We start from the raw sequence: 21,952 nt of genomic DNA, 5'->3' as shown, positions 1-21,952 counted from the left end.
AGTAGCATATGGAAATAAAAAGAGCAATGAGAGCGCTCATGGAAAATCAAGTCTATGTCGTTGGCTTATTGCCTCCTGATTTTTTCCATTCTTTGATTCGCTGATATTGTTGCCCAAGGGCTTGTTCATATTTTCCTGTAGTCTTCGGATGATAATAAGACGCTTGTTTTAATTTGTCGGGTAAATATTGTTGGTTCACCCAGGCTTGATCAAAATTGTGAGGGTATTGATAACCAATCCCACGATTCAATGCCTTGGCTCCTTGGTAATGACTGTCTCGTAAATGATCGGGCACTTCGCCAGCGTTGCCTGAGCGGATATCAGCAATCGCTTCATCTAAAGCGGCATAAGCAGAATTTGATTTAGGAGAGAGACAAAGATCAACTACGGCATCTGCTAAAGGAATCCTTGCTTCGGGAAGTCCTAGACGTTCAGCAGCTAAGACAGCATTGACAGTTCTAGCTGCGGCAGCAGGGTTTCCTAGACCAATATCTTCATAACCAATCACCATCAAGCGCCGACAGATACTTGCCAGGTCACCAGCTTCAACCAAACGGGCTAAATAATGAAGTGCTGCATCAACATCGCTTCCTCGGATCGATTTTTGAAATGCTGAAATCACATCATAATGAGCATCTCCGTCTTTATCATGAGTGAGGGCTTTTCGTTGGATACATTCTTCAACGATCGTTAGCGTCAAGTGAATGATGCCCTGTTCATTTGGCTCGGTCGAACGAGCCGCTAATTCCAAGCCGTTAAGTGTGCTTCGAAGATCGCCGTTCGTTGCGCGTGATAGATGGAGCAAGGCGTTTTCGTCTAGTTGAATAGCTAGATGACCAAGTCCACGCTCTTTATCACTTAGTGCTGATCGAACCGCTTGCTGGATATCTAATTCGTTTAAGGGTTTTACTTCAAAAATCTGTGTTCGACTGCGAATAGCAGGATTAATCGTGATATAGGGGTTTTCAGTTGTTGCGCCAATCATGATGATCCGTCCATTTTCCAGATGAGGGAGCAAAAAATCTTGTTTCGTTTTATCAAGACGATGGATTTCATCAAGTAAGAGAATGACAGTGCCACTCATTTTGGCTTCTTCGGCAACTACTTGTAAGTCTTTCTTGGAATCAGTTGCTGCATTGAGCATGCGAAAGGCAAATTTGGTTGAGCCAGCAATCGCACTAGCAATACTGGTTTTACCAGTTCCTGGTGGACCATATAAAATCATGGAAGACAGCATTTTGGCATCAACCATTCGCCGAATAATTTTTCCTTCACCAACTAAATGTTCTTGTCCTACGACTTCATCGATCGTTCGTGGACGCATCCGATAAGCTAAAGGTTGCTGCATAAAACGGCCTCCTTTTTTTATTTTTCGTTCGTTAATTATACCATACATTAAGACAATCCACTTTATGGTAACGCTAATTTAGAACGCCGTAAACTGTAAAAGTGAAAGGAAACGAGTTTACTCATATTCAAGCTAAGTTTAACAGAGAGGATCCTTATTGAAAGGACTGGGGGACTTTTAAAATAAAGCACCAGCTTCCTCGTTTATTCTGATTTGAGGTAAAATAAAGGGAGTGAAGACATAGATGGCTTGGAGGAGGAAAAAAATGAAAGCGACACGATTATTGAGTGAAACATTGTTACGAGCACAAGAACGGTTTGAAGAAACGTTAGACCAGCTAGATGTAGCAGAAGCAAATACGATGCCGGCACCTTTGATCAAATCAGTAACTTGGCTGATCTGGCATACTGCTCGAGAATTAGACCTTCAAATATCCGATTTGAAAAATAGTGAACCACTGTGGTTTAGTCAAGACTGGTCTGGAAAATTTGCATTAGATCTGCCTGATGATACGCAAGATTGGCAACACACACCTGCGGAAGCAAAAAAAGTCGTCGTAACAGACAAAAAACTACTTACAGATTATTTAGCTAATAGTGTTTCATTGACGATTGAGTACTTGGAACAAGTCGATGAAGGAACACTTGATGAAGTCATTGATTCCAACTGGACACCTCCTGTCACACGTGAAGATCGTCTCGTGTCGATCATTGATGATGCAGTGATGCATTCTGGTCAGGGGATCTATACTCGCCGACTGGTGCTCGGTAAATAATGAATGCTAAACCTTGTTCTGGTTTGAACGGTCTATGTAAAATCCTATAAAAGGCTGTGACAGAAGTGTCTAGTTCTGAAAAATAAGCCGGAGAATCCGAAGATAGTTCTTCCTATTTTTGGGATTTTTCGGCTATTCTTATCTGCCTGTCTATTGCTGTAGGTTTTTCTTGGTTTCCATAGCTTATGCTTTCAATATTGTGTATGATAAGGGTGGTGAATAAAATGACAAATAAAGAGCAATTAGATGAACTTTTATTGAATAAAACAACACCCGAAGTTGCCAGAGATCTTTTAGGGATGTATTTAGAATATGTTACGCCAACTGGTACCGTTGGTGGTTACATCGTTGATGCAGAGGCATATCTTGGTCCAGAAGATGAAGCGGCTCATAGTTTTGGGATGCGCAGAACCCCACGAGTGGCAGCGATGTATGAAAAGCCAGGAACGATTTATCTTTATACGATGCACACCCACCGTATTTTAAATATTATTACGCAACCTGAAGGGATTCCACAAGGGGTAATGATCCGTGCAATCGAGCCTGCAACTGGTGTGGCTCAAATGAGCATTAACAGAGGTGGGAAGACTGGTCCTGATATTAGTAACGGTCCCGGAAAATTGGTAGCGGCATTAGGATTACCACAAGAACTTTATGGACAATCGATTTTAGACAGTCCGTTGCATTTTGTTTTTGAAAAAACAAAAATACCTAAGAAAATCATGGCTTTGCCAAGGATCGGTATTCCTAACAAAGGAGAATGGACAGACAAACCATTACGTTTTGTAGTGGCTGGAAATCCATATCTATCATTACAAAGAAAGAACCTGGTGGAGGAAGACTGGGGCTGGAGGAAGAAAAAATGAAAAAAACAAACTTACTAGACTACTTAGACAAAACAATCGAAAAAACGATCACTGATTATGATGTGGCATTAGACTGGGATACGAAAAACCATACGATTGAAATCATTGTCCGACTATTTGCAGAAAATAAAGCGCATTTGGAAATCGATGATGCCGAAGGTGTAGTTTCCGAAGAAGAAATCATTGAATTTGAAGATGGTATTTTATTGTTCAATCCACAAAAATCCCATTTTGATGAAAAAGATTATTTAGCGGTTATTCCTTATGAAGGAAAGAAAGGGATAGTCAAATCGGTCATTGATGCATTGATTGAGTATTTGAACGAAGTATTAGCGCAAGGGCAAAGTGATCTCTTAGATTTTCTTGATGCAGATGATGAAACAGCAGTGTTTGAGTTGAATTGGGACAATCAACAGTTAGCAAAACTAGTCGAAGAAAAACAGCAAAATGAGACGGACGTCTATTTGCCTTATCCAAGTTATTAAGGAGTGAATGTCATGAAATGGAATGAAGTAAAAGTTGAAACCGCCAGTGAAGCAGTGGAAGCTGTGGCTAATATACTAATGGAAGCAGGAGCAAGCGGTGTTGCGATTGAAGATGCTTTAGACGTTGAAAATTTCAAGTCTGATCAATATGGGGAAATCTTGAATAAAGAAGATTTTACTTCATTAACAGAAGGCGCACTGGTGATGGCTTATTTCCCTGAAACGATTTTTTTACCAGAGATTTTGCCTTTTATCAAAGACCGTGTAGCCCAACTCCCAGAATTTGGCTTGGCGATCGGTAAAAATATCATCACCGTTAGTGAAGTGGAAGAAAGCAACTGGGCAACTGCTTGGAAAAAGTATTATCACCCAGTACGGATCACCAGAATGTTAACGATCGTGCCTAGTTGGGAAGCGTATCAAACAAGTGATCCATTAGAAAAGATCATTACATTAGATCCTGGAATGGCATTTGGAACAGGGACACATCCAACTACCTCTTTAACATTGCAAGCATTAGAAACGGTATTGCGTGGCGGAGAAACACTTTTAGATGTAGGAACTGGTTCTGGCGTCTTAAGTATCGCAGCAAAATACTTAGGAGCCAAAGATGTTTATGCCTATGATCTGGATGAAGTGGCTGTTCGTGCAGCGAAAGAAAATATGGATATGAATGAAGTAGCCAAAGATGTTCACGTAGCTGCTAATGATTTATTGAACGGCATCACAATCGAAAGTGATGTTATCGTGGCGAACATCTTAGCAGATATTATTTTGTTGATGATCCCTGATGCTTGGCGCTTATTAAAACAAACGGGGCGCCTGATCGTATCTGGTATCATTGAAGAAAAAAAACAAATGGTCATTGACGCCATGAAAGAACAGGGCTTTGTCGTTGATCAAATTTTCCAACAAAAAGATTGGTATGCAATTATCTTGAAAAAGCCTGAGGTGGAATAAATGCAACGTTACTTTTTAGAAGAGGCGTATCAACCAAATACACGCTTCGAACTTTCGGGAGAGGCATTTCATCATATCGTACGGGTCATGCGCATGGCGCCAAAAGATCAAGTCTATTTAGCATTCAACGATCAAGTATCGATTCGTGCGGAAATCACAGAAATCAGTGAAGATACCGTTTATTTGAGCGAGCTTGAAAAAGAAAAAAGCCAAAAGGAATTACCCAATAACATCACGATTGCCAGTGGTTATCCAAAAGGGGATAAACTAGACTGGATCGTTCAAAAAGGAACAGAATTAGGTGCGCATGGATTTATTGGCTTTCCAGCTAAAACATCTATTGTAAAATGGGATGCGAAAAAAAGAAACAAACGTCAAGAACGTTTGAACAAAATTGCTCAAGAAGCAGCTGAACAATCTCATAGACAGATTGCGCCCCAAGTGGAATTATTGGAAAGTCAGCAAGCTCTTTTTGATCGACTATCTGCTTATGATGTGTTGTTGATTGCTTATGAAGAGTCAGCAAAACAAGGAGAACTAGCCAATTTAGCTAAGGTATTCCAAGAACTCACTGATGGTAGTCGGATTTTAGCCGTTTTTGGTCCTGAAGGAGGTCTTGCTCCTGAAGAAGTCGAAGCCTTTGTTGCAAAAGGTGGAATCTTATGTGGATTAGGACCACGGATTTTACGTACGGAGACGGCACCTCTTTATCTTTTAAGTGCGGCAAGTTATCAGTGGGAGCTCACTCACTGATAATAACTGAATAAAATCAGGAAAAATTGAAAAAATTCCGAACAATCTGTATAATAAAAACAATTATTTTATTGTAAACAACGGATGACATCAAATGAATGGTGTGCATGAGTTTGTTTCTAGTTATGTTATAAAAAAGAAGAATGGTTTTTAATATTATTCGGAGCAACAGCTGTTGTTCGTAACCTTTGAAAGGGGGATGTTCCATGCCAAAAGAAGAATTATTGACAGGTCCTGGAGTGATTAAATTGGTTAGCCAATACATGGGACCTGATCATGTAGCATTTGTTCAAAAAGCTTGCGATTATGCAACGGCTGCTCACGATGGCCAGTTTCGTAAATCAGGCGAACCATACATTATCCATCCTATCCAAGTTGCTGGGATCTTAGCTGATTTAAGAATGGACCCCCATACTGTTGCAACTGGTTTTTTGCATGATGTTGTAGAAGACACCGACGTTACTTTGGATGATTTGAAAGAAGAATTTGGTCCAGACGTTGCAATGTTAGTTGACGGTGTAACGAAACTAGGGAAAATCAAATACAAATCACATGAAGAACAATTAGCAGAAAATCATCGAAAGATGTTATTAGCTATGGCGCAAGATTTACGTGTAATTATGGTGAAATTAGCTGATCGACTACATAACATGCGTACGCTAAAACATCTTCGTGAAGATAAACAACGTCGAATCGCCCAAGAAACTTTAGAAATTTATGCACCATTAGCTCATCGCTTGGGGATCAGTCGAATCAAATGGGAATTAGAAGATACCGCACTTCGCTATCTCAATCCTAAACAATATTATCGAATCGTGCATTTGATGCAAACGAAACGAGAAGAACGAGAAAAATATGTCAACGCCACAGTCGAAGATATTCGTCTAGCAACAGAAGAACTAGATATCTATGCAGAAATCTATGGACGTCCTAAACACATTTATTCCATTTATCGGAAAATGAAAGACCAAAAGAAACAATTCAATGAAATCTATGATTTACTTGCAATACGGGTAATCGTTGACTCTATCAAGGATTGTTATGCTGTTTTAGGAGCAATCCATACCAAATGGAAACCAATGCCAGGGCGGTTTAAAGATTATATTGCTATGCCTAAAGCAAATATGTATCAATCCTTGCATACAACAGTCATTGGACCAGCTGGAAATCCGGTAGAGATCCAGATACGAACTCAAGAAATGCACGAAATCGCCGAGTTCGGGGTGGCTGCACATTGGGCATACAAAGAAGGTAAAAATGATAAGGTCGAACCAGATGGTATCACGAAACAATTAAGCTGGTTCCACGAAATCATTGAACTGCAAGATGAAAGTTATGATGCTTCAGAATTTATGGAAGGTGTCAAAGGAGATATCTTTAGTGATAAGGTCTATGTTTTCACTCCTAAAGGGGACGTGACAGAACTGCCAAAAGGTTCTGGACCTTTAGATTTTGCTTATAGTATCCATACTGACATTGGAAATAAAACAACGGGTGCCAAAATCAACGGCAAAATGGTTCAATTAGATTATAAGTTGAAAAATGGAGACATTATTGAGATTTTGACTTCACCTAATTCGTTTGGTCCAAGTCGAGATTGGTTGAAATTAGTTGCTACGAGTAAAGCTCGCAATAAAATCAAACGTTTCTTCAAAGCGCAAGACAGAGAAGAAAATATCATCAAAGGACATGAAGCAATCACAAAATGTATCATCGATCTAGGCTTTGCACCTAAAGAAATTTTAGCAAAAAGTAAGCTGCAAGATGCTTTAGAAAAGCTGAATTATCAAACGGAAGATGATATGTATGCAGCTGTGGGTTATGGTGAAGTCAGTGCATTGACGATGGCGAACCGTTTGACTGAAAAAGAAAGAAAAGAACAAAAGATCGAGCAACAAAAACAAGAAGCTGAAGAAATCATGAACCAACCGAAAAAAGAACCGGAAAAAATGAAGGTTCGCCATGAAGGTGGTGTCGTGATTCAAGGTGTCGATAACTTGTTGATTAGGATCAGTCGTTGCTGTAACCCGATCCCTGGAGATGATATCGTGGGTTATATCACTAAAGGAAGAGGAATCTCGATTCACCGAAGAGACTGTCCGAATGTCCAAGTAGACAAGCCGAATGTGGCCGAACGCCTGATCGAAGTTGAATGGGAAGATACCTCAAATACCAGAAAAGAATATGATGCTGATCTGGAAATTTATGGTTATAATCGTTCCGGCATGTTAAATGATGTCTTACAAACGGTAAATACCATGACTAAAAACTTAAACAGCGTGGAAGCGAGAACCAACAAAGACAAAATGGCAACGATCCATTTAACAGTAGGGATCCAAAATCTTGCTCACCTAAAGAGCATCGTGGATAAAATCAAAGCTGTACCAGATGTGTATAGCGTGCGACGAACCAATGGTTAGGAGGAAAACACGTGAGAGCTGTTGTCCAGCGAGTAAGTAAAGCTTCAGTGACGATCAATCAACAAGAAGTTGGGAAGATCGATCAAGGGCTGGTTATTTTACTAGGTATTCATGAAAAAGATACGCAAGATGATGTTGATTATTTAGTAAAAAAAATTGCACAAATGCGTATTTTTGAAGATGAACAAGGAAAAATGAACCGTAGTGTAGAAGATGTCGAAGGACAAATTTTGAGTGTGTCCCAATTTACGCTGTTTGCAGATACTAAAAAAGGAAATCGTCCAAGTTTCATCTCAGCAGCTCGTCCCGAAACAGCTATTCCACTATACGAGGCTTTTAATGAAGGGATTAGAAATAGAGGGATTACCGTAGCAACCGGCCAATTTGGTGCTGACATGGCAGTATCTTTGATCAATGACGGTCCGGTTACTATTATCATTGATTCTCAAAATAAATAAGAGATATTAGTGTATTCATAATTGATTGGAATAAGATAAGCATGTCTCGTCAAGTCCAACCGATCCTCAGAGATTCGCACAAGTGATGAATCTTTGAGTGATCGGTTTTTTACGTGCTTACTCAAAAAGTGTCATACAGATGGGGGAACCTATTTTTTAAGGAAAAAAGAGTGATTTTAGAGGAGAAATAGTTCTAAAATCGAGTCCATTTGGTCTTTTTGGTTTTAGAACACTTTTTTTGTCAGCTATCTAAAAAAAAGATAAGCTAATAATAGATGAAGTGTTCTATTGGAGGAGATAAAAGATGAAAGAGGTACCAGTAGTCGATATAAAGATAACCGAGATTAAAAAACGATATGAGCAAGGTTATCACTTGTTAGAGGAATTACGTAAAGAGGCAAATGCGCCAGTAGTGAAAGCAAAAATCTTCAATAAAGAAGCGATTGTGATCTATGGAAAAGAAGCCGCTCAAATTTTTTATGATCCAAGGAATTTCAAACGAAAAGGAGCAATGCCTAAATTAGTATTAAAAACGTTGTTTGGGAAAGATGGTGTTCAAACACTAGACGGTGCCCAACACCATCATCGCAAATCGATTTTTATGGATTTGATGACACCGGAAAGAATGGATACGTACCATCAAATTTTAGAAAAAAATTTGTCTCAAGCGTTAAACGAACAACATGGACAATTTGAATTATTTGATTTAAGTAAACAAGTACTATTTACTTCGATTTGTGAATGGTCAGGAATCAACTTAGCAGAATCGACCGATGAAGAAATCAATCAGTTCGCTGATTACCAAATTTCTATGATCAGTGGGACATTTACGTCGCCAATCGATCATATCAAAGGGGTTGAAAATCGTAAAAAATCTGAACAATGGGCTCAAAGGTTGATTGAGGATGCACGAGCAAACCCTGTTCCAGGTAAAGAAGATGTCGCTTTATATGCTTTTGCCCAAGCAACTGATCTTGATGGTAATTTGTTGCCAATCGAAGTGGCTGCGGTGGAATTGCTCAATATTATTCGACCAACTGTAGCATTGACAGTCTGGGCAGCTTTGATGGGACATGCTTTATTCAGTCGACCAGACTTAAAACAGCAGTTAAAAAATGACTTTACAGAACTTCAAGATCCGTTTATTCAGGAAATGCGTCGTTACTATCCATTTTTCCCAATGTTGCCAGCAATTGCTTTAAAAGATGTGTCAGTTGACGGCTATCTTATTCCTAAAGATAGTTGGGTTATTTTGGATCTATACGGGACGAATCATGATGAGCGTACAATCGATGCGCCAGATTCATTCATAATCAAACGTTATTTAGGGAAAGCAAAAGATCTTTCTTACGAAGAGGAATATGAGATGATTGCTCAAGGTGGAGGAGACTTTCGACAAATGCATCGCTGTGCAGGAGAATGGATCACTTTACACAGTTTACGGGTCTTTTCTGACCAATTAGTCAACCATTATGAATTTTCAGTACCTGAACAAGATTGGACGATCCCTAGTAATCAATTTCCAACTTATCCTAATAGTCGTGTACTCTTATATAAAGAATAGTGCGTAGAAAATAAAAAGTCTGAAATATAAATCTCATTCTGTAGCGCCCCCCCAAAAAAAAGTTAGACTAAAAAAACTAACTTTTGGGGGGCGCTTTATTTTTTATTCTAAAACAAGTAAACGGTGTTCAAAGAGCTGACCTTCGGCGATAAGTCAAAAAATCTCAAAACATGGGGAGCTGTTTCGAGATTTTCCTCCTTAACGCTCAGGTCAAAACGCTCTTTTCACAACCTCTAATTCACGGTGTTCAAGAAGCAACTCCTCAGCAATAAGCGATGATTTTCTAAAATATGAGAAGCTATTTTAAAAAATCCTCTCTTATTCGCTCGTAGCTGATCGCTTCTTTCACAACCTCTTGTTTTAAACGGTGTTCAAGCAACAGCTCCTTGAAATAAGCCTGAATTTTTCAAAATATGAGAAGCTGTTTTAAAAAATCCTTTCTTATTGTCATCGGAGCTTCCCGTTGCTTTCACAACCTCTTTTTTCAAAAGTTCTTTTAGTTTAGCTTTTTTTCTTTTTGTTTTAGACTAAAGAAAAAAGGAGGAATTGCGAATGGCAGAAATAAGAATTGGACATTCACAAGTTTACGCTGAACAACTTGGCTTAGGAGCGAATGCGATCGGTGGTCATAATCTTTTTGCTAACTTAAAAGATGAAACTGGGAAAGAAGTTGTACGAACCGCTTTGCAAAACGGCATCAATTTAATTGATACTGCTTATGCTTATGGAAATGGACGTTCAGAAGAACTGATCGGTGAAGTCTTGCAAGAAAATGAATTTGATCGTTCACGGGTGATCATTGCCACTAAAGCTGCCCATGTTCCTGGGCAAAAAGGGGTATTCAATAATTCACCAGAATTTTTGACCCGTTCTGTAGAAGAAGCACTCCGACGTTTACAAACTGATTATATTGATATTTTTTATATCCATTTTCCAGATAAAGAAACGCCAAAAAATGAAGCAGTCGCTGCGTTGCACAAACTAAAAGAAGCAGGGAAGATCCGTGCAATCGGAGTCTCTAATTTTTCAATGACTCAACTGAAAGAAGCAAATCAAGATGGCTATGTTGATGTTGTTGAAGATAAATTTAGTTTGATCCATCGTGAAGCTGAAAAAGAACGTTGGCCTTATCTTGAACAACATAACATTAGTTTTGTCCCTTATTTTCCACTTGCTTCCGGCTTGTTAACGGGAAAATATCATTTAAATAGTCTTAAAAGTATGGCGCCAGATGACCCTCGTAAGAAGAATCCGGATTTTCAAGGAGAGAGGTTTGAAAAAATCATTCAGGCTGTCGAACAACTTGCACCGATTGCGAAAAACAATCAAGCTAGTATTGCTCAACTCGTTTTAGCTTGGTATATGAAAAATCCACGGATTTCTGTCGTGATACCTGGAGCGAAAAAACCGGAACAAGTTAGAGATAATGCTCGTGCATTAGATATTCATTTATCGTCCACTGATTACCATACCATTGATCAACTCTTTAAAGATTTTTAGAAAAATACAGAGAAGGTCGTGACAGAAGAAGTTAGCTCTGAAAAAATGAGCGTGTGCTGGAATGAAGGATGCTAGTAATTAAGGAGATGTTTTATTCAGCTAGTTGGTTAGCGCTTATTAATTCTCAGTTGATTTACAGATTTTTCTTGACTTTACGCCTTGTTTTTAGTAGGTTATAGGTAATATTGAAAATATCAATGAAAGAGCGAGTAAGTTTCTGAAGCTTTACAAGAGAGGATCATCAAGGCTGAAAATGATCTAAAGTTTTAGGTTCTAAAAGACACTCTGGAGATGGACGAGTGAAAAGCCGTCCCGTGTACGAGCGTTAATCGTTAGAGGAAAGAGCAATCTTTCAAAAATAGGTGGTACCGTGTATGAATTAGTCATTCACCCTTGTTCGTAATGAATAAGGGTGGATTTTTTTTTACATAGAAAAGTAAAGGGGAGAAAAAAATGAGTTTCCAAAGACCAAAAGGAACAAATGATATTTTACCTGGTGAGTCAGAAAAATGGCAGTTCGTGGAAGAAACAGCGCGTTTATTGTTTAGAGATTATCAATACAATGAAATCCGCACGCCTATTTTTGAACACTATGAAGTCATTTCTCGAAGTGTAGGGGATACAACGGATATCGTGTCAAAAGAAATGTATGATTTCTATGACAAAGGGGAACGCCACATCACTTTACGTCCAGAAGGAACAGCACCGATCGTTCGTTCTTTTGTGGAACATAAATTATTTGGACCAGAATATGCAAAACCTTATAAAACATTTTATATGGGACCAATGTTTCGTTATGAACGCCCTCAAAAAGGTCGTTTACGTCAATTCCATCAAATAGGAGTAGAAGCTTTTGGTTCTGACAATCCAGCAACTGACGTGGAAAGTATGGTTATGGCCCTTGATTTCTTTAAACAATTAGGAATCACTCAAATTCGATTAGTGATCAACTCGCTAGGAGATAAAGAAACGCGTCAAGCATATCGTCAAGCATTGATCGACTATCTTTCACCATTTGAAAAAGAGTTGAGTGAAGATTCACAACGTCGTTTGCATGAGAATCCGTTGCGGGTGTTAGATAGTAAAGACAAACGTGATCAAAAGTTTGTTGCTGATGCACCATCGATTTTAGATTTCTTAAGCGAAACAGCACAAAAACATTTTGATATGGTCGTTGCTATGTTGGATGCACTTAATATACCTTACGAAATCGATAGCACGATGGTTCGAGGGTTGGATTACTATACACATACAATCTTTGAGATTATGAGTGATGCACCAAAGATGGGCGCACAAGCGACAATTTGTGCAGGTGGACGTTACGATAATCTGGTTGAAGAACTAGGCGGACCTCAAACACCCGGTTTTGGTTTTGCGATGGGGATCGAACGCTTGCTGTTAACAATGGAAGCAGAAGAAGTCGTGATTCCGGCATTTAATGAATTAGATGCTTATGTTGTGGCTTTAGGCGAAGAAACGAATATCGAAGCATTGAAACTGGTGCAAACGATCCGCAATTTTGGGTTTTCAGCTGATCGTGATTTTATGGATCGTAAAGCAAAAGCACAATTCAAAACGGCTGATAAAGCGAATGCTAAATTAGTGTTAGTTATTGGCGGAGATGAGCTGGAAAACCAAACGGTCACAGTCAAATCAATGGCTAATAGAAAAGAAAAAAGCTTTAGTTTAACAGAAGTTTATGAACATTTTGATGAAGTCTATGATGAAATGACTTTATTCGAGTAGGAGGAAAAAGAAAAATGGCACAAAGAACAACTTATTGCGGTTTGATTTCAGCAAAAGAACTAGATCAAACTGTTACATTAAAAGGGTGGGTACAAAAGCGAAGAGACCTAGGGGGAGTAATCTTTATTGATTTACGTGACCGAGAAGGAATCGTCCAAATCGTTTTCAACCCTGAAGTCAATAAAGAAGCATGGGAAATCGCGGATAAATGTCGGAGTGAATACGTGATTGAAATCACTGGTGTGGTTCGTAAACGTGAGGAGCTAGCCATCAACCCTAAAATGGTCACTGGTGAATATGAAGTATTCGCAAACGAAATTGTTATCTTGAACAAAGCAAAAACACCACCGTTTTTGATTGAAGACGATCAAACAGTCGGAGACGAGATCCGTATGAAATATCGTTATTTAGATTTGCGTCGTCCAAAAATGACGAAAAATATCAAAATGAGAAATGAAACAACGAAAGCAATCCGTCATTATTTAGATGATAATGATTTCATGGATATCGAAACACCTTATTTAGGAAAATCAACGCCAGAAGGGGCTCGTGACTATCTTGTTCCTTCGCGTGTTTACCCAGGGCACTTTTATGCTTTACCTCAATCACCGCAGTTGTTTAAACAATTATTGATGAACGCAGGGTTTGATCGTTACTACCAAATCGTTCGTTGTTTCCGTGACGAAGATCTTCGTGGTGATCGTCAGCCAGAATTTACTCAAGTAGATATTGAAACGACATTCTTGACGGCAGAAGAAATCCAAGATTATACCGAAGGCTTGATTGCGAAAGTGATGAAAGATGTTCGTGGAATCGACGTTACTTTACCGTTTCCTCGCATGACGTATGACGAAGCAATGAATCGCTACGGTAGTGATAAACCAGATACACGTTTTGAGATGGAGTTGATCGACTTAAGTGAAATCGTCAAAGATGTTGATTTCAAAGTCTTCCAAATGGCTCTTGAAAAAGGTGGCGTCGTCAAAGTTTTAAATGCTAAAAATGCTTCAAGCAACTACTCTCGTAAAGATTTAGATAATCTTGGGCAATACGCTAGCCAATTTGGTGCGAAGGGATTAGCTTGGCTAAAAGTAGAAGAGGACGGCTTGAAAGGTCCAATCGCTAAATTTATGGGAGATGCAACAGAAGCAATCGTTCAAGCGACAAACGCTGAAGTTGGAGACATTTTATTATTTGGTGCGGATACAAAAGAAATCGTAGCTGCAACACTAGGTGCAATCCGTACACGCTTAGGAAAAGAATTAGGCTTAATTGATGAATCAAAATTCAATTTCTTGTGGATCACAGAATGGCCACAATTTGAATATTCTGCAGAAGAAGGACGCTACGTATCCGCTCATCATCCATTTACGATGCCAAAAGAAGAAGATCTTGAACGCTTGAGTACAGATCCAGCTAGTGTCTATGCAGAAGCATATGATATCGTATTGAATGGCTATGAGCTAGGCGGTGGTTCAATCCGGATCCATACTCGTGAAATCCAAGAAAAAGTCTTAGAAACTTTAGGCTTTACGAAGGAACAAATGGAAGAACAATTTGGTTTCCTATTAACTGCATTGGATTATGGGTTCCCACCACATGGCGGTATTGCTCTTGGCTTGGACCGTTTTGTGATGTTACTTGCTGGTGAAGAAAACATTCGTGAAGTTATTGCTTTCCCTAAAAATGGTAGAGCAGCAGATGTCATGAGTGATGCACCAAGTACGGTATCAGATGCCCAATTATTTGACTTGAATATTGATGTAACCAGCATGGACTAAGTTTATTCGTATTGAACAAAAGACTAGTAACTCAATTCTATTGATCGTTTTATAAATAATAAGTACGGGAGTCTGGACTAGGTGTAAAAAGACTCTCGTACTTGTTTATGTTGTCTTGATTTAATTCCAAAACGATTTATAATTAAGCCATAGCGTATAATGTCAGTTGAGTTTTAACCCATATTTTCAATGGATGCTACGTTTAGTGATGCGATAGGCGAAGAATGAATCCTTCTTTTTGGTTAGTGTAATGATGGATCATTATAGAGTAGTCACTGAACGTAATCGTTCGTTCTTTCATTATATACTACGTATCTTTACTCACTATCCAAATTAAAATTAAGAAAGGAAATTCCGGGAAAAGAGAGAAATTGACTTCCAGCCAATGATTGTCTCTTCATACGAATTCATATGAAAGTACGAGATCGTAACCGGAAATACAAAGCAATGAAAAAAACTTTCGAAAATTGGGCGCATCATGATTATACGACCAAGCTTTCGGTATCTATCGTTTATGCATTGATTGCATCAGTAGCACTAAACTTTTTTTATCAACCAGGACATATTTATTCAAGCGGAATCACTGGCTTGGCACAAATACTGACTACTTTATCTAAATCGTTGATTGGATTCGAAGTACCCGTCTCAACGACTTTATACTTATTGAATATTCCTTTATTTGTTCTTGCTTGGGTGAAAATCGGTAAGAAGTTTACGATTTTTACATTTATCACCGTGACATTGACGTCACTTTGTATCCATATCCTTCCTCTAACGGTTCTTTCAACTGATCCAATCATCTGCGCGATTTTTGGGGGAGCTGTGATGGGGTTAGGGATCGGGTTAGCCTTAAGAAATGGCTTATCCTCAGGTGGTTTGGATATCGTCAGTATCACTATTCGTAAAAAGACAGGAAAATCGATTGGTTCAATTTCGATTTACTTCAATGCATTGATTGTTTTCGTAGCTGGTATCCTTTTTGGCTGGCAATACATGTTTTATAGCGCACTTTCGATCTTTGTCAGTGGGAAAGTAACCGACGTGATGTATACGAAACAAAAGAAAATGCAAGTGATGATCGTAACGAAGCATCCCGAACGAGTAGTCAATGAAATCCAAAACTGTATGCGTCGTGGAATCACGATCATCAATGAGGCAGAAGGAGCTTACAAGCACGATAAACAAACGGTGTTGATGACGATCGTTACACGCTATGAGTTGCCTTTGTTAAGAGAAGCGATGAAAGCTTCTGATCCACAAGCGTTTGTCAGTATCGCCGAAAATGTCCAAATTCTTGGTCGGTTTTATGAAGAGGGCGTTTAGTGCAAGTGCAACTTATTGACAGAAAAAGTGACATATCCAAATAAATGAATCGATCAGTGTGGCTGGAAACAACTTTATTCTACAAATCGTTTGATAAAGTTGGGCATTGTGTAGCTTGATTTGTATCTGGAGGGTGAGAATCTTCAAACAGTTTATCCTGTTTTGAGATTTTCACCCTTCATTTTGCTAAATTTGTCGTAACGATCTTAGTAAAGTGATTCTTTCAGTTAGATGTAATCTTACTGAGACTTCAAGGTTATTTTTAGTTATACGTTGTCCATAGTTGAATTTTTATTAAAGTTGCGGAAAAAGTTATTCTTTTTTTCAAAGTTTTATGGGAAGATAGAAATGATAGCGAAAATCACATGAATTTTTCTTGCTATTTTTGTGCAATACACGTATATTACAAATGAAAAAAGTTTATGAAAAGTTGGAATATTGAATGGAAAAACAAAAAAGGTTAAAAAATAGTCGCTACATTACTGGTTTTGACGGTATTCGTTCTTTGGCAGTAGTAGGAGTGATTTTGTACCATTTGCTCCCTACAAGTTTGAAGGGTGGTTATTTGGGCGTCCCGATATTTTTTGTTGTATCAGGCTATTTGATCACTGATTTATTACGGCAAGAATGGGAACAAAATGGCAAAATCAATATTTGGCAGTTTTATGTCCGACGAATGAAAAGGTTATATCCAGGATTAGTGTTTTTACTAATCACTGCATCTGCTTATATTACGTTATTTCAACGAGGGTTATTGAATAACTTACGAGGAACAGTCGTTAGTAGTTTATTGTATGTCAACAACTGGTGGCAAATAAAAAATGGTTTGTCTTATTTTGATCGATTTGCCAATGAATCACCGTTTACCCATATTTGGTCATTGGCGGTGGAAGGTCAAAACTACTTAGTTTGGCCCATTCTTTTTGTTTTGTTAATGGTTTTTGTACGTAAAAAGAAGTGGATCGTTTATACAGTCCTAGGAGGATCACTTATTTCTGCGATCCTCATGATGATCCTGTTTACGCCAGGCGGCGATCCAACTCGAGTATATTATGGAACAGATACGCGATTGTTTTCAATTTGGTTAGGAAGTGCTTTGGCTTTTGTCTGGCCAAGTACCCGATTGAAAAAAAATATTCCGAAGCAAGCAAAACGGGTGTTGAATCTAGCCGGATTGATTTCACTGATCGCATTGATCCTCTTCTTTTTCTTGTTAGATGATCATTATAGTTTTGTCTATTATGGGGGCATGCTGTTAGTTAGTCTCTTCTGTGTCGTTTTAGTTGCGGTAACAGCGCATCCAGGCGCAAGTGTGAACAAATGGTTAACCAATCCCGTGTTTTCTTGGATCGGTAAACGAAGTTACGGCATCTATCTGTATCAATTTCCAGTCATGATTTTTTATGAAGCAAAAGTTGCGAATATTGCGGATCATGTTTTGCTTCATACATTGATCGAGATTTCATTGATCCTGATTATTAGCGAACTTTCTTATCGCTACATTGAACGTCCTTTGGCACGATTCGATTATGGACAAACGATTCAAGTAGTCAAAGGCTGGTTCACTAAGCCGATTATCAGCAAGCAAAAACCTTGGGTTATTCCGGGAACATTGATGGTGTTGATCGCTCTTGTTGGTTTTGTTACAGCACCTAAGAATTCAGTGACTGCGGATCAAAAAAAATTACAAGCACAAATTGCTGAAAGTAAAAGATTGGCGGAGGAAAGCCAGAAAAATGAAGATAATAATTCCAACACCGTTGATCAAGCAGTTCTTGATAAATATGGGCTAACAGCTAAACAAGGAAAGAAAGCGCAGAAATTAGAATTGACAGCATTTGGGGACTCAGTCATGTTAGATGCAGCGACTGATTTGAAGGAGTTATATCCTAAAGTTGTTGTTGATGGAGACGTTGGTCGACAATTATATGCGAGTGAGCCATATATTGAAGAACTGAAAAAACAAAACTTATTGAAAGATACGGTTTTGATTGGCTTAGGAACAAATGGAGCCTTTTCTGAATCGCAATTTGATAGCATCATGAGTGCCTTAGGAGATCGTAAAGTTTACTGGGTAAATGTCCGCGTTCCTACAAAACGTTGGCAAAACGATGTGAATGCCTTGTTAGCACAAATGGCTAAAAAATACGATAATCTTACATTGATCGACTGGTATGATTATAGTAATAGCCACAATGATTGGTTTTATGATGACCAAGTACATCCAAATCCAGAAGGAATGAAACACTATATCCATTTAGTAAGTGAAACTTTATTAGGGAAAGATAAAACGAAGAAAACTGTTTCAAGTGAATCAACCCAAAATGATACAAATACTAATAGTGGTAGTGTAGCTAGTTCTGCTAATGGAAATGGTAGTACGGAATAGTTGAATAAGAGATAAGACATCTTGATTTTCCGGCTCTTTGTCAATAAGGACTGATGAGTGGTATAAAATCAAATACGGGTCAGAATGAACCTCATTCTGACCCGTATTTTTTGTTATTTCATGTTAATTAATTGATTGCTCAAAAAGATCCTAATATTCATGTTCTCAAATGATTTAAATCCGTAAGCTACACGTTTGACTGTCTTTATGTGGGGATTCTTTGCTTCTATTTTTCCATTAGAGTAAGGGTAAATCAGCGCATTGGTAATTCCTTCTTCATAAGAAAGAAGGTTTTGAAGTTTCGCTCGAAAGCGATCATCCAGCGCTTCTGGAAGTTTTTTTAATAAGGAGAAGAATAAGATAGAATCTTTGAGATGAAACATCTTCTTCTTCCTAGGTCAATTAATAGTTGAAAAAATAATAAATAAAATCAAAAGTATAATTTCAATCAGTGGTTCAATCCAAATTTTTTCTGAATTTATAAATACATTCTTTTTATTTTTAACTAGTCCACCACCATATTCTTTTGGAAGTATTAGTTCCAAGAGAAAACCAAATAATAATGGTATTAAAAATACATACTTAGATCCTTTTATTAGTAAGTAGACAGAAGAAAAACTAAGTAAGAACTGTATTACTTTGACTATTCTAATAGAACGAATCGTTTTTAATTTCAATATACTGTCACCTTTCGTTTATATAAGAATCATAACTTTATCTTTCCTATAAAGTTAATACGCCAGTGTATTGATAATATGCACCAATATGCGTGCCGTTTTTATACTTACCCGTCCACTTCACATAGCCTTGGTATTTTTTTCCGTCTTTATATTTAACTTGCCAAATTTTTGTCAAGCTTGGAATCCAACGACTTGATCCATGTGGTTTGTTTTGCATATAAACATACTCAGAAAAATTAAGCGTGCTGGCGCTACTATGTATCATTAATCCTGACATGTCATACTGTATATTATTAGTGGGTTCGGCTATAACTTCTTCAGTACCAGCCATAGTGTTTTCACTGGCAAAAGCAACTTCACCTATAATAATCATTGAACACGTCATTACCATGTATGTAGTTAAAATTAAGCCTTTTAGTATCACTTTTTTCATTATTCTTCACCTCCTTAAATTAATTTGACACCATACTTCCTATTTCAATTTATCACGTTACCTTTAAATGCTGCCGATATTTTCACAAAGTATCGTTTTAAACTCATAACTGCTAATAATTTTTGATTTTTGGTTGTAACTTTATGTAAAAATCATCAAATCCATAAAACGCCTCAACATTATTTTAATTCTTTGTCAATAAGAACCGATGAGTGGTATAAATTCAAATCCGGGTCAGAATAAACCTCATTCTGACCCGGATTTTTTGTTATTTCACGTTAATTAATTGATTGCTCAAAAAGATTCTAATATTCATGTTCTCAAATGATTTAAATCCGTAAGCTACACGTTTGATTGTCTTTATATGGGGATTCTTCTGGAAGGTTTCGTAAGCAACCTCGATACATCATCAGTCCCATAAATAATAGAGCCGATTTTCCTCTATCAATAAGTGCTGAACTCATTTGAAAGGATCTCAAGATGTCTTTTCAATTGTTTGAAGTAGGTAACAATCAACAGCCAAAAAACTAATTTTTGTGTTTTTGTTTCGTTCTCGTACATTCCCTTAAAAGGTCGATTCAGCCCCAGTAATATTGACCCAAATTATTGTTCTGGCAACATGTGAGAGGGCTGTGTCTTCAAATACCGTTCTTTTTGAGTGCGCGTGAGTTTTTTAAAGGCTGCTTCGGCTTTTGTTGCGTCACTCCTAGTTGCAAACACCTCAGCATGGATCATTTTGACGGGGCGCCTTTTTTGTAATCGGGTATATTTAGCTCCTGTCCCATGATTGTGTTCTGCTAATCTTCTTGAAAGATCTGTCGTATAGCCTCCATAAAACGTGCCATCCTTACAAGCTAAGACATAAAAATAATGCTCATTGGCCATAAAGAATTTCTCGGATTTCATTTGTATAGTTCCCATCAGGCATGTATGTGATCAACGGTGCAGCAACTTTAAAGCCATCTAACTTGCCTTCTTTGATTCCTTCGATCAACAAAATATTTGCCTCTTTCCCCATTTTTGGATAAACGAATTGAATTTTTTTAGGGGCGATACGGTGCTTTTCTAGTAACTGAATAATTTCTAAAAAGCGGTCTGGGCGATGGACCATTGCAAAGCGTCCATTGGTTTTTAATAATTTACTAGAAATTTGGATCACATCTTCAAGAGTAGTATGGATTTCATGTCGAGCAATCGCTAAATGCTCATTTGGATTTTTTTTATTGGTTGGTAATCCCTTAAAATAAGGGGGATTACAGACGACTAAATCACATGAATTATGACGAACAACGGATAAACTTTCTTTTAAATCAAGCGTATGGATGGTCATTTGGTGTGTTAGCTCGTTTAATTGGATACTACGTCTTGCCATATCCGCTAAACGTGGTTGAATTTCGATTCCATCAATCAACGCATTCGTTCGCTTGCTCAAAAAAAGACCGACTGCACCATTTCCTGCACAGAGGTCAACGATTTGTCCTTTTTTCGGTACACGTGCAAAATGAGCAAGTAAAACAGCATCTAGTGAAAAAGAAAAAACGTGAGGACTTTGAATGATTTTAATATCATTTGCATATAATTGATCGATCCGTTCATCTTCGTGAAGCATGGGTTCCCTCCAAAATGAAAAAACTAAGTGATTGTATTATACTATTTTTATAAAAAAGAACCAAGGTACCTTGTAAAGTTTCCTAAATTTAGGCATACTATGACCATACACCTAGAAAGGAAGAGACTATGTTCTATCGATTTATGAGAGGGCTAGTCCGAGTGATCTTAGCAGTGATCAACGGCAATGCCCGATATGAAAATAAAGAAGTTTTACCACAAGATGAGAATTATATTTTGGTAGCGCCACATCGAACTTGGTGGGATCCTTTATATCTTGCTGTAGCAGCTTCGCCTAAAGAATTTAGCTTTATGGCAAAAGAAGAATTATTCAAAAATCCAGTATTACGCTTTATTTTGACACATGCCCATGCGTTTCCAGTAAAAAGAGAAAATCCAGGACCTAGTGTCATCAAAACGCCAGTTAAAATTTTAAAATCTACTCATTTAGGTTTGATTATGTTCCCAAGTGGAACAAGACATGCAACGGAATTAAAAGGCGGAATGGCATTGATTTCTAAAATGTCAAAAGCAAAAATCGTTCCTGCTGTCTACCAAGGACCATTAACTTTGGGTGACTTATTCAAGCGAAAACGGGTGGTTGTGCGTTTTGGTGAACCAATCGATTTGTCTGATATCAAAAAAACGGACAAAGAAGGAATGGCAGAAATCGAACGTAGAACACAAGCCGCTTTCGATCAATTAGACAAAGAAGTCAATCCTGACTTTAAATATGAAATCAAAAATAAAAAGTAAATGATTCTTTTTCAATAAAAATCAAAGCGCAAGGTAATGATAAAAGTTGCGATTCTTTCTAAGCATGGGATTATCTATGTTTATACGGAATCAGCAACTTTTTTTCA

At 38.0% G+C, this 21,952-nt stretch carries 19 protein-coding genes, 2 pseudogenes and 1 other annotated feature; of the genes and pseudogenes, 14 read left to right on the top strand and 7 right to left on the bottom strand.

The window, feature by feature from the left end:
- Positions 1-52 precede the first annotated feature (52 nt).
- Complete coding sequence (locus tag IGJ27_RS11020; RefSeq protein ID WP_053766267.1) at positions 53-1,348, bottom strand: replication-associated recombination protein A; 1,296 nt, start codon at positions 1,346-1,348, stop codon at positions 53-55.
- Positions 1,349-1,613: 265 nt separating this feature from the next.
- Between IGJ27_RS11020 and IGJ27_RS11015 the strand changes: the two genes are divergently transcribed.
- The 13 genes from IGJ27_RS11015 (at position 1,614) to IGJ27_RS10955 (ending at position 18,368) form a co-directional block, all read left to right on the top strand.
- Positions 1,614-2,123, top strand: coding sequence for a DinB family protein (locus tag IGJ27_RS11015; protein WP_053766268.1), 510 nt, complete (start codon positions 1,614-1,616; stop codon positions 2,121-2,123).
- A gap of 224 nt (positions 2,124-2,347) precedes the next feature.
- A complete protein-coding gene (locus tag IGJ27_RS11010) occupies positions 2,348-2,989 on the top strand; it encodes a DNA-3-methyladenine glycosylase (protein WP_053766269.1) in 642 nt (213 codons plus the stop codon).
- Positions 2,986-3,474: a DUF3013 family protein gene (locus IGJ27_RS11005; RefSeq protein WP_094940554.1), complete on the top strand. Its 489-nt coding sequence runs from the start codon at positions 2,986-2,988 to the stop codon at positions 3,472-3,474. Before IGJ27_RS11010 ends, IGJ27_RS11005 begins: the two co-directional genes overlap by 4 nt.
- Before the next feature lie 12 nt (positions 3,475-3,486).
- The gene (prmA, locus tag IGJ27_RS11000) at positions 3,487-4,434 is read left to right on the top strand and encodes a 50S ribosomal protein L11 methyltransferase (protein WP_010720882.1); all 948 of its coding nucleotides are present in this window, start codon (positions 3,487-3,489) and stop codon (positions 4,432-4,434) included.
- Positions 4,435-5,187 (top strand): 16S rRNA (uracil(1498)-N(3))-methyltransferase, encoded by a 753-nt coding sequence (locus tag IGJ27_RS10995; RefSeq protein WP_178306381.1) that lies wholly within the window; start codon positions 4,435-4,437, stop codon positions 5,185-5,187.
- A 206-nt stretch (positions 5,188-5,393) separates the two neighbouring features.
- Positions 5,394-7,607 (top strand): RelA/SpoT family protein, encoded by a 2,214-nt coding sequence (locus IGJ27_RS10990; protein WP_010720880.1) that lies wholly within the window; start codon positions 5,394-5,396, stop codon positions 7,605-7,607.
- 11 nt (positions 7,608-7,618) lie between these two features.
- A complete protein-coding gene (dtd, locus tag IGJ27_RS10985; RefSeq protein ID WP_178306382.1) occupies positions 7,619-8,065 on the top strand; it encodes a D-aminoacyl-tRNA deacylase in 447 nt (148 codons plus the stop codon).
- Between the two features lie 304 nt (positions 8,066-8,369).
- The gene (locus IGJ27_RS10980) at positions 8,370-9,629 is read left to right on the top strand and encodes a cytochrome P450 (protein WP_178306383.1); all 1,260 of its coding nucleotides are present in this window, start codon (positions 8,370-8,372) and stop codon (positions 9,627-9,629) included.
- 552 nt (positions 9,630-10,181) lie between these two features.
- Positions 10,182-11,129, top strand: a complete 948-nt coding sequence (locus tag IGJ27_RS10975) for an aldo/keto reductase (RefSeq protein ID WP_178306384.1) — start codon at positions 10,182-10,184, stop codon at positions 11,127-11,129.
- A gap of 188 nt (positions 11,130-11,317) precedes the next feature.
- Positions 11,318-11,527, top strand: a binding site (T-box leader).
- 55 nt (positions 11,528-11,582) lie between these two features.
- A complete protein-coding gene (gene hisS, locus IGJ27_RS10970) occupies positions 11,583-12,875 on the top strand; it encodes a histidine--tRNA ligase (RefSeq protein ID WP_010720876.1) in 1,293 nt (430 codons plus the stop codon).
- A 14-nt stretch (positions 12,876-12,889) separates the two neighbouring features.
- Positions 12,890-14,656 carry an aspartate--tRNA ligase gene (gene aspS, locus IGJ27_RS10965; RefSeq protein ID WP_034699943.1) on the top strand — a complete coding sequence of 589 codons (1,767 nt, stop codon included), beginning with the start codon at positions 12,890-12,892 and terminating at the stop codon, positions 14,654-14,656.
- Positions 14,657-15,103: 447 nt separating this feature from the next.
- Positions 15,104-15,979, top strand: coding sequence for a YitT family protein (locus tag IGJ27_RS10960; protein WP_010720874.1), 876 nt, complete (start codon positions 15,104-15,106; stop codon positions 15,977-15,979).
- Between the two features lie 442 nt (positions 15,980-16,421).
- Complete coding sequence (locus IGJ27_RS10955; RefSeq protein WP_010720873.1) at positions 16,422-18,368, top strand: acyltransferase family protein; 1,947 nt, start codon at positions 16,422-16,424, stop codon at positions 18,366-18,368.
- Between the two features lie 113 nt (positions 18,369-18,481).
- On the opposite strand, the pseudogene IGJ27_RS10950 reads toward IGJ27_RS10955, so the two are convergent.
- The 6 genes and pseudogenes from IGJ27_RS10950 to IGJ27_RS10925 form a co-directional block, all read right to left on the bottom strand.
- Positions 18,482-18,748: pseudogene (locus IGJ27_RS10950) on the bottom strand (transposase); the annotation flags it as partial.
- Positions 18,749-18,766: 18 nt separating this feature from the next.
- Entirely contained in the window at positions 18,767-19,045 is a 279-nt protein-coding gene (locus IGJ27_RS10945) for a hypothetical protein (RefSeq protein WP_081128426.1), read from the bottom strand.
- Positions 19,046-19,091: 46 nt separating this feature from the next.
- On the bottom strand, positions 19,092-19,481 hold the full coding sequence (locus IGJ27_RS10940) for a hypothetical protein (protein ID WP_096708731.1): 390 nt from the start codon (positions 19,479-19,481) through the stop codon (positions 19,092-19,094).
- Between the two features lie 268 nt (positions 19,482-19,749).
- Positions 19,750-19,857, bottom strand: a pseudogene (locus IGJ27_RS10935) (transposase); the annotation flags it as partial.
- 227 nt (positions 19,858-20,084) lie between these two features.
- The gene (locus IGJ27_RS10930; RefSeq protein WP_010737093.1) at positions 20,085-20,366 is read right to left on the bottom strand and encodes a GIY-YIG nuclease family protein; all 282 of its coding nucleotides are present in this window, start codon (positions 20,364-20,366) and stop codon (positions 20,085-20,087) included.
- Positions 20,356-21,090 (bottom strand): tRNA1(Val) (adenine(37)-N6)-methyltransferase, encoded by a 735-nt coding sequence (locus IGJ27_RS10925; RefSeq protein ID WP_010737094.1) that lies wholly within the window; start codon positions 21,088-21,090, stop codon positions 20,356-20,358. Before IGJ27_RS10925 ends, IGJ27_RS10930 begins: the two co-directional genes overlap by 11 nt.
- Before the next feature lie 128 nt (positions 21,091-21,218).
- Between IGJ27_RS10925 and IGJ27_RS10920 the strand changes: the two genes are divergently transcribed.
- Positions 21,219-21,845 (top strand): lysophospholipid acyltransferase family protein, encoded by a 627-nt coding sequence (locus tag IGJ27_RS10920; protein ID WP_010720870.1) that lies wholly within the window; start codon positions 21,219-21,221, stop codon positions 21,843-21,845.
- The last annotated feature ends 107 nt before the right edge of the window (positions 21,846-21,952 follow it).

It is taken from the genome of Enterococcus sp. DIV1726a (assembly GCF_051710985.1).
Lineage (GTDB): Bacteria > Bacillota > Bacilli > Lactobacillales > Enterococcaceae > Enterococcus_B > Enterococcus_B hirae.
Note: the sequence above shows the minus strand (reverse complement) of the source record. Positions and strands in the feature narration are given on the sequence as shown.